This window comes from Alkalibacterium sp. AK22 (assembly GCF_000585255.1).
Taxonomy (GTDB): domain Bacteria; phylum Bacillota; class Bacilli; order Lactobacillales; family Carnobacteriaceae_A; genus Alkalibacterium.
The window spans coordinates 1-14,696 of the sequence record NZ_JANL01000012.1 but is presented as its reverse complement, the minus strand read 5'-3'; the positions used below and the strand labels follow the sequence as shown (position 1 = coordinate 14,696).

Here is a 14,696-nt window from a genome sequence, read left to right as displayed (position 1 = left end):
GAGCCCACGCCCGGGCTCTGCTCATCTTTCCTTCGCTGGCATTATCCAGATCAAGTTAAGGGTCAGGTCTAACCTTTCTCAGCACATTAGCTCCCCTGATGATACGTTTAGCATGCTACCTTTATAGTTTAGCATATTTGTATACCGCTTACTACATGATTGATCCTGGGCAGAAACAGGCTCCTGAACGTGTATGCGACTGTTTTTTAGTACATAAAAACGGACGCTTGACAGGCAGGCTGATTCCCCAACTATCAAGCATCCGTTTCAATAGACACTGCTCTCTCTGTTTTCTGTTCTGTAGCAGTTCCCGGCCTGTTTATGTTAAAAACTCAGCCGTGATACTCGCCCTTAGTGGCAATGTTCTCTTTGCTGATTTCATCAATGATTACCGTGACCGCTTCTTTTGAAGCACCTGTATGTGTTTCAACCGCTTTTACGACATCTTTGATTAAGGCCTCTTTTTGTTCTTTAGAGCGTCCTTCAATCATTTCAACATGTACAATGGGCATGTTATTCCTCCTTTTTTTATGCTTCACTGAACGGCTTGTCTTCAAGCCCATCGAATTCTTCGCTTGTCAGTCCAGTTCCTTCTAGCAGCCAGTTTGAATCCTTGGCTTCAGCATTAAGCATTTCAGGCTCATCTTCCACTTCTTTATGCACTGCGGACACATCCATGTCAAACGGCAGCGTCAACTCGGTCACAGCTTTGGCTCCTTCAACATTTAAAATGGCGTCCCCTTTTGACATGGAGCCTTCTTGAGCACTGATTTCGGCAAACATGACTTCACCCAAATCATCCTGCCCTTTTTCAGACAGACCGACCCGGTAAGTGCCGCTAGAGAGCTTTTCTATCCACAATCCACTATGATGATACTTTGTAGTCATATGTTAATCTCCTTTTCCCCATACTTGTGCATAAACGTCCGCCTTGAAGCCGGAAGTATGCACATTTCCTTCAATTGCAAAAGGTCGCTTGACAACCATGCCATTGGATGATAGCCAGTCAGCGGCTTCCTCCACAGTCATCTTTGGAAGCTTGTCTTTCAGATTATTTTCGCGGTAGACATTGCCACTTGTATTGAAATAGGACTTGAGTGTCCGGTCTGTTTGTGACAGGATCTGAACCCACTCAGCCTTTGTTGGTGTTTCTTCCAGCAGGCTAATACTTTCATAAGCAACGCCTTCTTCTTTCAGCCATTTTTCGGCTTTTTTGCACGTCGAGCAACGTGGATGACAGTAAAACTTCATAAAGTCCCTCCTCATTTTCTGTACCTATTATAGACTACTTACAAATGAAAAGGAAAGAGAACAGCTACAATTTTCTACTTGAGTGACTAAGCAATAGCAGCCATTTTAGATGAGACTAAAAAAGAGCCCCCACAGGACTCTTTTAGGTTATTCAGATATCGATACTGTTGTCTTCGCGTTCTTTCACCTCTTCCTCTTTCAGTTTATTGACTTTGGACAAGTGACGCTTCAGGATCACAGTTTCCGCTTCAGTTGGATAGCCGGTCCAGTTTGAACTTTCAAGCTTCTGTTCATTGCGCTTTTTCGCTTCGAACTCCGGTACAGACATCCCATTTTTCCATTCAAAAATGATGGCATTCAAGAGGGCTCCAAGTAAAATCACGATACTCGAGAAGTAAAGGAACAGCATCAGGGCAATAAATCCTCCAAAGGTTGCGTTGGTCAGTGCATCGCCACCTGCCACGTTCATGTAGACTGAAAACCCCTGGGTCAACAGCATCCAGCCGATTGTTGCGAACAATGCACCCTGGTAGGAATACTGGAACGTCAGATGATGATTCGGAACAAACCAGTAGACAATCAGCAGTACCGAAAAGAGGATCACCAGTAAAATCAGCCAGCGAGCCAGAAGAATCTCCTGTACAAAAGGTATTTCAAACCCGATTGTTTCCTGAATTAGGGCCATGATCTGCTCACCGAATACAAATATAAAAACGGCCATCGCAATAACAAATATAATGGCGACCATGACTAGCAGCGAAAGAATTCTGCCGACAACAACATTTTTCTTTTGAATCGAGCCGTAAACATCGTCCAGCACCCGCCGCAATATAGTGATGACTTTACTGGCTGACCAAATTGCGGCCAACAGACCAAAGGAGATAAACCCTCCACTGGCACTCTCCAGATAGGATTCAATGATGGGTTCGATAATATTAAAGATATCCTGCGGAACAAACTCCGCTAAAAGGGACAGCACCTGGTCTGATTCGAAAGGCAGCATCGGGATGATATTGGCAACCACCAGAAGCAGTGGGAAAAGGGACAGTAGAACAAAGTAAGCCATTTCTGCGCCACTTTGATTGATGGTTGCCCGTTCCCAATTGGACTGGAGAATCGGAATCAGACGGAGAAGCTTGTCTTTAAAAGGAATCTTATCTTCGATTTTTTCTAGCATTTGCACGCTCTCACATCCTGACTAAGTAAAGTATTTAATCTATTCTACCACAAGAGCTTCTATCCCCTCTATTCAAAAGCTCTCCAGCTCTTTTCATCTCCAGCTGCTAGAACCTTTGCGCGTCTGACTTCGGCCTACAACACGCGGGTCTGTCTATTTTGTCAGCTGTCAAAAATAAAAAAACGGAAAAGGATAATCAGCTCCCTCTTCCGTAAGTCTCTTTGGATGCTTTATTCATCATGCAAGTTGTAATCTTCGATAATCAGCTGAATGCCCTCATCAATAGAGCGCGCTGTGCGTTTCTTACCTGTTTTGAATTCTACGCTAATAGGTCCGTCAGCTTTCTGCATGATTTTCCCAATCACTTTTTTCCGGACGACTAGTTCCAGTTCGGTATAATCAGCTGTATTCTTTTTTGTTTCGTTTATTTCCACTTCAATCTGCTTGTTTCGTTTCCCCATATCTTGATTCCTCCAGTTATTTCTCTTCTAGCTGTCCCATCAGTTTACCTAAAAATAGAAAGGAGAGCAAGACTCAGATGACTGAGTTTCCTTTTCAGAGAACCTCAATTCACACAAAAGCCCCCCTGGACAAACCATCGTCCGGGGGGCAATCAATTTAAGGATTCTGTACTTCAATGCCTTCCGTTACTTCTTTTGGCTGTCCATGTCTAGGGACACGGGTCTGGTGCTGGAAAGGATAGCGGATTCCCAAGGAATGCTTCGCTATTTTCGCAGAGTGGTCAGACATCCGCTCCAGGTTGGATACGATATCGACAAAGAGGATTCCGTCAGACGGCAACCCCTTGCCTGAATTCAGCCGCTCAATGTATTTAATGCGGATTTCGTTTTCCAGGCGGTTAACTTCCTTTTCACGCTTGATTACGCTGCCGGCCAGTGAATAACTGTCCTGCGTAAAGGAGGAAATGGCGTCCTGAATATTCTGTTCTACCAAGTGGAAGAGCGCAATCAGATCCTCATCATAAAAAATCTTATCGGCCTTGTCTCCGTTCTTGTTTTTAGAATGCTTCTTGTGGGCCCGCACAGCCTCTTTGATATTGTTCGTGATGTTTTCAGTATGGTCCCCGATACGCTCCAGGTATTTAGTGATATCCATCATCTGAGAGTGTTCAGTGGAACTCTTGAGTGGCAGATCTTCAACAGAAATCAGCATCAAATATTCCGTCAGGTGCACATCAATTTTATTGACCACATCTTCAAGCTGCAACGTGTTGCCTAAACTTGTTTCATCCTGGTTCTTGTAATACTTGAACATCTCTCTGTATTCTTCCAGAACAAATTCACCCATTTGCTGAATCTCACGCTTAGCCTGATTCAAAGCAATGGTTGGTGAGGTCGTGATCAGTGAATAATCCAGATGCGAAGCGTCATACTCGATCAGCGCATCATCCCCCGGGACAATTTTGGTGACAATTTGGGCAATCTGTGTGATGAACCACATCTGCACCAGCACGTTGGCGATGTTGAACATTCCGTGCCCGAAAGCGATTTGCATTGCCGGGTTCAGGTCCAGCACGCCTGAAATAGCTATTAGAAGGTTAGTAAAGGGCGTCAACACAAACAGAATCGCGAAGGTCCCCACCAGGTTAAAGATAACATGGGAAGCCGATGAGCGCTTAGCTGCAACACTGGCACCAATTGCTGCAATGATAGCTGTAAAGGTCGTTCCGATGTTGCTTCCGAACATGATTGGCAGAGCAGCAGTCAGTTCCATGCTTCCTTGGCCATAAAGTTCCTGGACGATACCAATCGTTGCAGTTGAACTCTGCAGGATAAAAGTCAACACAGTCCCACCGACCACGCCCAGAATAGGGTTTTCTGACAAAGTCAGCATCAGCTCTCTGAAGACTTCCAAGTCCCTCAGCGGCCGCATGGAGTCCCCCATGAGGTTCAGACCATAGAAAATTGTTCCGATACCAAAAAATACCTGACCCAGGTTGTTAATGAACGGACGCTTGAAGAAAAACAGCATCGTCGTTCCGATGGCAATGATTGGCAAAGCATACGCTCCAATATTAAACCCGATGATAAATGCTGTCGCAGTTGTCCCTATATTGGCCCCCATGATCACGCCGATGGCCTGTTTGAGCTTCATAAAACCGGCACTGACCAGTCCAACTGTCAGGACTGTCGTTCCCGTACTGGTCTGAAAAAGGATGGTAACAAAAATACCGGCTAGTATTGCACGCAAAGGTGTCGATGTAAATTTATTTAGAATTTCACGTAAACTGTCACCGGCAGCTTTCTGTAATCCGTCTCCCATGTATTTCAGGCCAAACAGGAAAATCCCCAGTCCCCCGAAAAACATGAATGCTATCTCTTGTGTATCCACATAAACCCTCCATTTGATTGAGTTTCACAAATTAGAACCCTGAAACAGCCGACCGCATCTGTGCATCTGACTTTTAAATATAATTTCAGCGTTTCCTTTTCCTATATTAAAGCTAAACCTCACGGAATTGAACAAAAAAAATCAAGATGAGAAGATTCTCATTATGCTACTTCATCCAACAAGTCTTTCTTGCCTGCTGCTGCTCATGGCAGTCTGCAGGCCAGCTGTGGATGACCTTTATTTTCCGTATAAACACATGTTATTTAATGACAAACATTCGCTTATATTTCTTTCCACCTCCCTTTTATGCGGTTACACATACACAGATATTCTTATCCCCGCAAACTCTTCTCTTTACATAAAATAGACCGGATGTTCACAATTCAGTAACATATTATGGTTTCTTAATCCGTCCAGCGTTCACTATCTGACTGGTCTCTCTGTTTAGGAGCCCTATGGTTCTTTAACGGGCTTCATGGTTTCTTTTTTCTACTCGTAGAAACAGGCATGGCTATCCTTTATCGGGAGAGCAAGCATGCCTGTTCGCTTATGCATATTTTTTTTTCTGACGGAGTAGCTTTTCTCTTTTTTTCTTGTAGAGAGCCACTTCGTCTTTATGGCAGTAAATAAAGTGGTCCGGCGCAATCTCATGCAGCTTCACATGACTGATATCGTCATAATGATGATAGGCTGGATCATATTCTGTCCGGACACGCTGCCTTTCAGTTTCAGGGTCCGGTGTAGGAATTGCTGAAAGGAGAGATTCCGTATAGGGATGCAGTGGAGCTTGATACAGTTCCTCTGCTTCGCAGATTTCCAGCACCCGTCCCCTGTTCATCACTCCAATTCGGTCACTGATGTATTTAACCATCGACAGGTCGTGTGCGATAAACAGATACGTCAAATTATTTTCTTCCTTTAATTCCTTGAGCAAATTAACCACCTGGGCCTGAATTGATACGTCTAAAGCTGAGATTGCTTCATCCGCAATAATAAAATCAGGTTCCACCGCCAACGCGCGGGCAATCCCAACACGCTGACACTGCCCTCCAGAAAACTCCTTAGGATAACGGTTGGCAAATTGCTTGCTCAAGCCGACCGATTCCAGCAGCTCGTGGACTCTTTCCGTCAGTTCCTTGCCGTTTTTAGCCATCCCGTGGACCTTCAGTGCACCTCCGATGATTTCCTTGACGGTCAATCTCGGGTTCAAGGAGGCGTAGGGATCCTGAAAAATCATCTGCATCGACTTTCTGAATCTTAGTAGATCCTTGCGGCGTTTGATTTCCGAAATATCTTCACCTTTGTAAGTGATCTGACCTCCCGTGATGTCGCTGAGCTTGATCAAGGCCCGGCCTGTAGTAGACTTCCCGCTACCGGATTCGCCTACCAGACCAAATGTTTCTCCCTCATAAATCGAGAAGCTGACGTGGTTGACGGCTCTGACTTCATTTTTTTTGCCCGCGTTGAAATATTGCTTCAATTCGCTAATCTCAACAATCGCTTTTTTTTCTTTAGCCTCTGCTGCCAATGGCTTCCCCTCCTATTCTGTTAAATTGGCCTTGTCCCGAGAAAAGAGACTGATACTTCTCCTTACGCCGCTGAACTTCCAGAGGGGGCTGAACGTCCGGGGCATCCGGATGAAGCAGCCAGGTTTTTGCATAATGGGTATCACTCACTTTGAACAAATCCGGCTCCTGATGAAAATCAATTTCCATGGCATAAGCATTCCGGGCTGCAAATGCATCCCCTTCAGGTGGATGCAGCAGATTCGGAGGTGATCCAGGAATAGTGTACAAATCCGTCTGTCCGACTTCCAGAGTAGGCATGGAAGCCAACAGTCCCCAGGTATAGGGATGCATCGGGTTGTAGAAAATCTCATCGGCAGTACCGACTTCAACAATCTGCCCGGCATACATCACCGCTACCCGGTCAGCCATTTGAGCCACAACTCCCAGATCATGAGTAATAAAGATAATCGACGTGTCCAGCTCTTTTTTAAGCTTGTTCATCAGGTCCAGGATCTGGGCCTGAATAGTCACATCCAGTGCTGTGGTCGGCTCATCAGCAATCAGGATCTTCGGCTCACAAGCTAAAGCAATAGCAATCATGACCCGCTGCCTCATGCCGCCTGAAAACTGATGCGGATAGTTTTTATAGGATTCTTTCGGATCACGGATACCCACCAGGTCCATTAATTCCAATGCTTTTTCCTTAGCTTCTTCTTTGCTGACACCTTTGTGCGCGATAATCGGTTCGGCGATCTGCTTGCCTACTTGCATGGTCGGATTCAACGAAGTCATCGGATCCTGGAAAATCATTGCAATATCATTTCCTCGGACGGCCTGCATCTCCTTCTCTGATATTTTCAGCAAGTCCTTGCCTTCAAAAAGAATCTCTCCTCTTTCGATTAGCGTGTTTTTCTTTGGAAGCAGCTGATTGATCGCTTTGGTTGAAACGGACTTACCACTACCTGATTCTCCCACAATCGCTAGTGTTTCCCCTTTATTCAAGGAAAAGTTTACACCTCTGACTGCCTGAACCTTGCCTTCAAATGTCCGGAAAGAAATTGCCAGATCCTTAACTTCCAATACTGCTTTGTTTTCCATTTCTTCCACCTCGTTTTTTCTAGACTCCTGTATATTTCAATTGGAAAGAGGCACTCACTAAATCATTATCTAATGGGTGCCTCTTCTTTTTTTACTCGTTTCTTAAAACTTAGTTCTGTTCATCCAGTGTCCACTCGTGCAGATCGTACAGGGAACCAGCCCAGAACTCATTGATTCCACCATTCAGGAAATCGACTTGTACGCTGAACTGAGAATCAGAATACAGTGGAACGATTGGCATTTCATCCTGCAAGTGCTGCTGCAGTTCGGCATAGATCGGGAAGCGCTCATCAAAGTCGGTTCCAGCCATTCCATCTTCCAGCAGCTGATCGATTACAGGGTCAGCAATGCCCATATTATTCGACGCTCCGCCTGTCTGAACATAACTGGCGATATTCGGGTCAACCGTGTGCCCCCATCCCATCAATCCGATATCATAGTCCAGATCCTGAGCCATAGATAACCAAGTCGGGAAGTCGTAATTGTTCTGATTAACTTCGACACCGATTTCTGTGAACCACTGTTCAATCAGGTCACCATTTTGTTCACGGACAGCATTCCCTGTCGGCACAACAAATTCCAATGGTGTATCAAAGTCAAAGCCAGCTTCTTCCAGCATTTCACGAGCCAGGTCTGGATCATAAGGCAGTGGACTCAAGTCCTCATCTTTGTATGGGCTGGCTGAAGAATAGGTTGAAGCCAGTACTTCACCGCGTCCATCAAGCAAGTTTTCGACAGTCAGTTCACGGTTCAGAGCATAAGCGAAAGCCTGACGAACCTGAGGGTCAGCAAAACGTTCATTGTTGATAATCATGTACTGTCCATTGAAACTTGGGTGCTCTTCAACAACTAAACCATCGATATCTTCAAGCAAAGAAATATCCTGGACAGGTACCATTCCAATTCCGCCGCCTGCAGCCATGTGCAGATTCCCCGCCTGGAATTCAGTAATCATCGCAGTGCCGTTCATAATGCGGGCATAAACCGTCTCAATTTCAGGCGCTCCACGATAGTAGTCTGGATTGGCTTCCAAGTGTACATAGTTGTCTGTATCGTATTCAACCAGTTTGTAGGCGCCAGAGAAGACGGTAGGAACTGTTGCTGCCTCAGAGTTTGGAATGTCGACCGGATCAATGTCTCCAAAAACATGCTCCGGTGCAATCAGCACATTGAATCCTAGGAACTCTGACAAGTAGGCCAGATCGACTGGACTTTTTGTGGTGATGGTTAAAGTCTTGTCATCCAGAACCTCTACACCGGCAAGTTCAGTTTCTCCATCTTCCATTTTACCGGAAGAATTTGCTCCTTCAATCATTGCGACACTTGTGCCCAGCGTCGTCTCCACTTCAGGATGCGCAATCGTATTCAGGGTAAAGGCTACATCGTGCGCCGTAATCGGTTCCCCATCAGACCAGTTAGCATCAGGATCGATGGTCACGGTGAAGACCTGGTTGTCATCCGTTTCAAATTCACCTAGTGCAGGTTCAAAGCTATCAGCCGTCGGCATAGTCAGTAAACTGTCGTAGAAGAACCGCTGAATCCAGGTTCCCGCTACTCCCGGTCTGTTGAACGGGTTGAAAGAGTCAGGTGCATTAGTCAAACCAACCATCAGTGTAGAGGTATCGCCTTCTTCAATTTCCGGCAAACTATCGTCTGCTCCGGCTTCCTCTCCGTTATCTGCTGAAGCCTCTTCGTCCAGATCCGGCACATCGCCGTTTCCGCACGCAGCAAGCAGTAAAGATGATGCAAACACAATGGTTCCGTATTTTAAACTTTTTTTCCAATTTGACATGTTAGTCTCCCCTTTATGAGTCACAGCCTCTGGCTGCTCTCTGTGTCTTGAACCTATATATCGTCATACAATCCCCTATCACTGATAAACTTTCCCCAAAGCTCATCAGGATTTTGTTTCTCCTTCAATCGCTTCTCTCAACCCATCCCCTATAAAGTTGATGGCCAGGACCGCAATGAAAATGAGTATCCCTGCCGGGACCCATCTCCAGGGTTCTGATGTTAACACTCTAAGTGACTGAGCTTCTGAGAGGATATTCCCCCAGCTTGGACGCGGACGCTGAACGCCGACCCCCAGGAAACTCAGCGAGGCTTCTGTCAGGATAGCCGTCGCGATCCCAAACGTTGCATTAACCAGGATTGGTGAAAGCACGTTCGGCAGGATATGGCGGAACAAAATCCCTGGTGTAGAATATCCTGTTGCTACAGCGGCCAGCACAAAATCCTGTTCCTTAATGGTCAGGACCTGCCCTCTAACAAGCCGGCAAAGCGGCGGCCAGCTAAGGGTGCCCAATACAATCGTTACAACCCAGATGCCGGATCCCAGAAGCGAGACCAGTGTCAGGATAACCATAAAAAATGGAAAGGACATGAAGGCTTCTGTGATACGCATGATGATACTGTCGATAAAGCCGCCAAAGTAACCGGAAACCAGTCCAAGCGTTGTCCCGATCAGGACATACACGAGAACAGATCCAAGGCCGACAATAATGGAAACCTGTGTGCCGTGAATCAGCCGAGTCAGGACATCTCGTCCGATGTCATCGGTTCCCAGATAGAAATTGTCATAAGGAGCCGCCTGAAACCGGCCGACAGATGCGTCCCGCGGATGGGGTGCAATCTGATTGGCGAAGACTGCTGTCAGTACCAAAATTAGAAAGATCACCAGGCTGATTACTGCGACTTTATTTTTAAAGAAACGCTTGGCAATCGTTTTGATATAACTGTCTCCATCAGTCGCCACTTGTTCAGCTGCACTGTCCGGAAAGTTGACTCTCTCGACAGCATCAACAAGATGAAACAATGCTTCGGAATTTTTGTTGCCTACATTCTGTGCCATTCATGATTCTCCTTTCTAATCGAATTTAATTCGTGGGTCAACCACTGCATACATAATATCAACAAGCAGATTCGCCAGCAGGACCACTACAGCGGAAAGCATCGTAATCGCCATCAGCATAGGGTACTCCCGCTGCTGGATTGCCATGATGGTCAGGCGGCCAAGACCCGGCCACTGAAAAATTTGTTCTGTAACAATCGCTCCACCGACAAGCCGGGGCAAGTCGGTACCAATAATCGTGATAACGGGTATCAGAGCATTTCGGATACCATGCCGGGTCAGGATCACTTCAGCTGCCAGTCCTTTGGCTGTTGCTGTCCGGATATAATTTTCTCCGTAGACTTCAATCATTGTTGCCCGCATGTAGCGAGTCATATTGGCGATGTAGAAAGCCGACAGGACCGTTACCGGCAGGACCAGGTGGTGAATCACGCTGAGAAAGCTGCTCTCTCCCCCCAGCTGTGACATGCCCCCCGTTGGGAACCAGCTTAGCTGTACGGAAAAAATGTAAATCAGTCCCAGTCCCAGGAAGAAGTTTGGAATAGATACTCCAACAAACGCTCCCCCTGTGAGTAAATTGTCGACCCAGGTCCCATGCTTGCGTGCACTGAGGATACCCAGCGGGATTGCTATCAGGTAGGAGACCACAAGTGTTGCTCCCATCAGAACAATGGTCGGCCCGATTCGTGAAACCAGAATTGGTAGGACAGGGTAACGGGTCGCATAGTTGATTCCCAAATCCCCCTGCAAGGCGCGCGTGAGCCAGCGGATATACTGTACCGGATAAGGCTGGTCCAGACCGAGTGCTCGTCTCGTGGCTTCAACTTGAAGCGGTGTGGCATCCGGCGTGACGTACAAGTCTGTCGGATCACCCGGTGCCAGGTTCATCATGACGAAAGCTCCAATGGAAATCATCAATAGGACCGGAATAGCTGTCAGCAGGCGTTTGATAATGTATTTCTTCAATGTCATCCCCTCTTTCTTGAATAGATCTTAACGTCAGCCCTGCAAGTAGGTATCGATCAGTGTCAGGAACACTTCTCCCGACCGAAGCAGTGAGCGTTCGTCAATCTCAAATTTCGGATGATGGTGCGGATAAGCATCCGTTTTCCCTGGTGGACAGGCACCGACTCTCAAAAAGGCCCCGGGTTTGTCTTTCAGGAAATAAGCGAAGTCTTCGCCCCCCATCGATTCTTTCACTTCTGCTACCTCTTCTTCTGGAAAGGAGGAAAGGAGTGACTCTTGCACTTTTTCAACTACCTCCGGTGTATTTTCGATTGCCGGATAGCCTCTGGTATAAATCAGATCAATCGTTGCATCATAGGCTGCCGCAATATGTTCGCTCATGGACTTGAGTTTCCCTTCGACCAGTTCCTGAATGTCTGCATGCAGCGTGCGCACCGTTCCCTTTATTTCGGTGGTATCGGCAATGATGTTATACGCTTCTCCTCCGGACTGAAAGCCCGCAAAAGTCAGGACCGCCGGCTTTACCGGGTCGGTCATTCGGCTGACAATCTGCTGAAGATTCGTCACGATTTGTGTACCGACCGTCAGGGCATCGTGTGTATCATGCGGCGCCGCTCCATGCCCCCCCTTGCCCTGGATCTTGAGGGTAAAGGAATCGGAATTGGCTGAACCATACTGCCAGTTATAGTAAACGGTGTTCAGTGGTTCGGTTGATCCTAGGTGAATTCCAAAGACATAGTCCACTTCTTTCAAAGCCCCCGCTTCAACCATCGACTTGGCTCCTCCCGGCAGAACCTCTTCGGCATGCTGGTGGATCAAGACAATATTTCCGTGCAGTTCCTCTTGCCGTTTGGCCATAACTTTAGCTACGCTCAAAAGCGAAGCCGTATGCCCGTCATGTCCGCAAGCGTGCATGACCCCTGGCTTAGTGGACTTGAAGGGACTGTCTACTTCTTCATTGACCCGCAAAGCATCAAAGTCAGCTCTGAGGGCAATGGTCGGTCCCGGGTGGCTACCTTTTATTTTAGCCACGATTCCATGTCCGTTCCCGACATCCGTCTGTATATCATCAATGCCAAAGGATTCTAGTTTTCCCTTGATGAAACGGGCTGTTTCTTCTTCTTCAAAAGAGGGCTCCGGATGGGCATGCATGTGACGCCTCCAGGCTACCGTCTCCTCATAATTTTCCTTCAGTTCCTGCTTCCATTGCTCTAATGTCATGAAAAACGACCCTCTCTTTCTTTTCTGCTATTCTCCCGCTGCCTGCTGACTTTCTTCAAACACTTCAGTCGACTCGATCAGGTAATGATTGACGATATCCATAAAGCATTTGCCCCCGACCAGCATGGCCCGTTCATCGAAATCAAATTTTGGATGGTGATGCGGATAGACGATGCCCTTATCCTTATTACCTGAATGGACAAAGAAGAAGGATCCCGGTTTTTCTTGAAGGAAATAGGCGAAATCCTCTCCTCCCATTCTCAAGGGAATTTCTTCGACCTTCATGTCCTTGCGGTTTTCCTTGAACAACTCACTGATTAGCTCTGTTTCTTCTATATGATTGTACAAAGCTGGATAGCCTCTCGTGTAAGTCACTTCGCAACTGGCATCATGAGCTGAACAGATGCCTTCGGTCATGGACTTGATTTTTTCTTCCACTAAATTTCTGAGATTTGGATCGAACGTCCGGACCGTACCTTTGATGGTTGCCTTATCAGCAATGACATTATGGGCCCCGTCACCAGCCTGCAAGGTCGACACTGTCAGTACCCCTGACTGATTCGGATCCTTTTTACGGCTGATGATGCTCTGCAGCTGGTTGACGACATAGGAGGCGACGACTACTGCATCAACAGTTGAACTTGGATGCGCCGCATGTCCGCCTTTGCCCTGGATCTGTATATTGAAGAAATCCGGTGCCGCCATGGCATAGCCCGCACAGTAGGATACCGTGCCGTATTCCAAAGGCGAGCGGAGATGCAAGCCGTATACAGCATCTACATCACTCAGTACACCTGCGTCGATCATCGACTTGCCGCCGCCAGGCAGTACCTCCTCTGCATGCTGGAAAATGAATTTTACCGTTCCAGCCAGCTCTTCCTCGTGCTCTTTCAGCACCTTGGCCACACTCAGAAGAGTAGCTGTATGCCCATCGTGACCGCAGGCGTGCATGACACCCGGTGTTTTGGATGCAAAAGGCAAGCCCGTTTCCTCTTCGATACGCAAGGCATCAAAGTCAGCCCGGAAGGCAATCGTCGGACCGTACTTGGCTCCTCTCAGGTAGGCCACGATTCCACCTCCACCTACATTGACTTCGATATTCTCGTAGCCAAATTCCTTTAGCTTCTTTGCAATAAACTGTCGGGTATTCCATTCTTCAAAAGAAGGCTCAGGGTGCTCATGTAAATGCCTTCTCCACTTCACCGTTTCAGGATACAAGTGATTTAATTCTTTCTCTAACTGTTTGATTGACACGACTAAACCACTCCTTGATTTAATAATTATCCACATTAGATTTCTCTCATTTTTTCTTAATGTAATTTAAAGTTTATAGAGGAAGACTTTCCTTGTCAATGTTAATTATGAGAAAAAAACTCATCGTTCTCTCACGAAATTGACAACATATAACAAATTGTTATTTCGCCGCCCATTGAAGCGTTTACAATTAAAATGTGAACTTTTTGTGACACCCTTGCAAGTAAGCATGAAAACTTGCTTGCTGTCTTCCCTCACTTACTTTTAATAAGATGTCAAATGTTTGAACAAATGAGAATTTCCTTATCCTAAACCCGTCCCTTTTTATTTACTTAACTGTCAAATAAGCATAAACTATAAAAGCATGAAAATAACTTAAGGCTTAGTTTTCATCCTTAAGTAGAGGTGACTCGATATGGAAAAATGTATCAATGATGAAATCAAAGATGTCCAGCAGTATGCTCAGTCAATCGGCATGACCCTGGAAGAATATACGCTAAGTCTGCATTCTAAAAACCAGAAAGTGAAATCAGTTCTTTTGGGTAATGGAACAGAATTCAAGCATTTTGTTGAAGAATTTTATGCTCTCCTCGATGAGATGGCAATCTACAAAGAAACAGATGCCAAAAAAACCTCTCCTGAACATTACGAACGAATCAAACAAGTTGTGCACCTGCTGTCTACAACCAGTGCAGACCCTAAACTTCTGGCCCAGTTATATCATCATTATCCAAACGGTATTCAAAATGGTGCCAACGAGCTTCACGTCGACTTGATCTGATGTCCTGCAAAAAAGACGGGTAAAACTCTAAAAAACAGGCCTGTCCTCGCATTTCCAGCATACTGGAAGCAAGAGGACAGGCCTGTTTGTATTTAACTGTATCGATACGCGTATAGAGGCAGCCAAAAAAAGGGCTTGCCTGCTTATACTGACTACTGCCACTTATTTGTACCACTGATGCCAACTTTCTTACCACTGTTTGCCAAAGATTGTACCACCTTTTGCCAGCTTAATGTA

Annotated in this window: 14 protein-coding genes and 1 riboswitch; of the genes, 1 reads left to right on the top strand and 13 read right to left on the bottom strand. The window is 46.3% G+C overall.

Going from position 1 to position 14,696, the window contains the following annotated elements; translation table 11 throughout:
• Positions 1 to 9: 9 nt before the first annotated feature.
• Positions 10 to 107: riboswitch (TPP riboswitch) on the bottom strand.
• 225 nt (positions 108 to 332) lie between these two features.
• The 13 genes from ADIAL_RS02165 to ADIAL_RS02105 all read right to left on the bottom strand — a co-directional run bounded on the left by ADIAL_RS02165 (position 333) and on the right by ADIAL_RS02105 (position 13,678).
• Entirely contained in the window at positions 333 to 512 is a 180-nt protein-coding gene (locus ADIAL_RS02165; protein WP_034299529.1) for a 2-hydroxymuconate tautomerase, read from the bottom strand.
• 16 nt (positions 513 to 528) lie between these two features.
• The gene (locus ADIAL_RS02160) at positions 529 to 888 is read right to left on the bottom strand and encodes a glycine cleavage system protein H (protein WP_034299527.1); all 360 of its coding nucleotides are present in this window, start codon (positions 886 to 888) and stop codon (positions 529 to 531) included.
• A gap of 3 nt (positions 889 to 891) precedes the next feature.
• Complete coding sequence (locus tag ADIAL_RS02155; protein ID WP_034299525.1) at positions 892 to 1,251, bottom strand: arsenate reductase family protein; 360 nt, start codon at positions 1,249 to 1,251, stop codon at positions 892 to 894.
• Between the two features lie 151 nt (positions 1,252 to 1,402).
• Positions 1,403 to 2,428 carry a YihY/virulence factor BrkB family protein gene (locus tag ADIAL_RS02150; protein ID WP_034299597.1) on the bottom strand — a complete coding sequence of 342 codons (1,026 nt, stop codon included), beginning with the start codon at positions 2,426 to 2,428 and terminating at the stop codon, positions 1,403 to 1,405.
• 230 nt (positions 2,429 to 2,658) lie between these two features.
• Entirely contained in the window at positions 2,659 to 2,889 is a 231-nt protein-coding gene (locus ADIAL_RS02145) for a DUF2969 family protein (RefSeq protein ID WP_034299523.1), read from the bottom strand.
• A gap of 157 nt (positions 2,890 to 3,046) precedes the next feature.
• Positions 3,047 to 4,780: a Na/Pi cotransporter family protein gene (locus tag ADIAL_RS02140; protein WP_155849154.1), complete on the bottom strand. Its 1,734-nt coding sequence runs from the start codon at positions 4,778 to 4,780 to the stop codon at positions 3,047 to 3,049.
• Between the two features lie 547 nt (positions 4,781 to 5,327).
• Positions 5,328 to 6,308: an ABC transporter ATP-binding protein gene (locus ADIAL_RS02135; protein WP_034299519.1), complete on the bottom strand. Its 981-nt coding sequence runs from the start codon at positions 6,306 to 6,308 to the stop codon at positions 5,328 to 5,330.
• Entirely contained in the window at positions 6,292 to 7,395 is a 1,104-nt protein-coding gene (locus ADIAL_RS02130) for an ABC transporter ATP-binding protein (RefSeq protein WP_442853021.1), read from the bottom strand. The genes ADIAL_RS02135 and ADIAL_RS02130 overlap by 17 nt, the downstream gene beginning before the upstream one ends.
• A gap of 100 nt (positions 7,396 to 7,495) precedes the next feature.
• Positions 7,496 to 9,178 carry an ABC transporter substrate-binding protein gene (locus ADIAL_RS02125; protein ID WP_034299516.1) on the bottom strand — a complete coding sequence of 561 codons (1,683 nt, stop codon included), beginning with the start codon at positions 9,176 to 9,178 and terminating at the stop codon, positions 7,496 to 7,498.
• A 105-nt stretch (positions 9,179 to 9,283) separates the two neighbouring features.
• The gene (opp4C, locus tag ADIAL_RS02120; RefSeq protein WP_051503651.1) at positions 9,284 to 10,237 is read right to left on the bottom strand and encodes an oligopeptide ABC transporter permease; all 954 of its coding nucleotides are present in this window, start codon (positions 10,235 to 10,237) and stop codon (positions 9,284 to 9,286) included.
• Positions 10,238 to 10,252: 15 nt separating this feature from the next.
• Entirely contained in the window at positions 10,253 to 11,209 is a 957-nt protein-coding gene (locus tag ADIAL_RS02115) for an ABC transporter permease (RefSeq protein ID WP_231492057.1), read from the bottom strand.
• A 27-nt stretch (positions 11,210 to 11,236) separates the two neighbouring features.
• Positions 11,237 to 12,424, bottom strand: a complete 1,188-nt coding sequence (locus ADIAL_RS02110; RefSeq protein ID WP_034299511.1) for a M20 metallopeptidase family protein — start codon at positions 12,422 to 12,424, stop codon at positions 11,237 to 11,239.
• 27 nt (positions 12,425 to 12,451) lie between these two features.
• On the bottom strand, positions 12,452 to 13,678 hold the full coding sequence (locus ADIAL_RS02105) for an amidohydrolase (protein ID WP_197017744.1): 1,227 nt from the start codon (positions 13,676 to 13,678) through the stop codon (positions 12,452 to 12,454).
• A 415-nt stretch (positions 13,679 to 14,093) separates the two neighbouring features.
• Between ADIAL_RS02105 and ADIAL_RS02100 the strand changes: the two genes are divergently transcribed.
• The gene (locus ADIAL_RS02100; protein WP_034299508.1) at positions 14,094 to 14,459 is read left to right on the top strand and encodes a hypothetical protein; all 366 of its coding nucleotides are present in this window, start codon (positions 14,094 to 14,096) and stop codon (positions 14,457 to 14,459) included.
• The last annotated feature ends 237 nt before the right edge of the window (positions 14,460 to 14,696 follow it).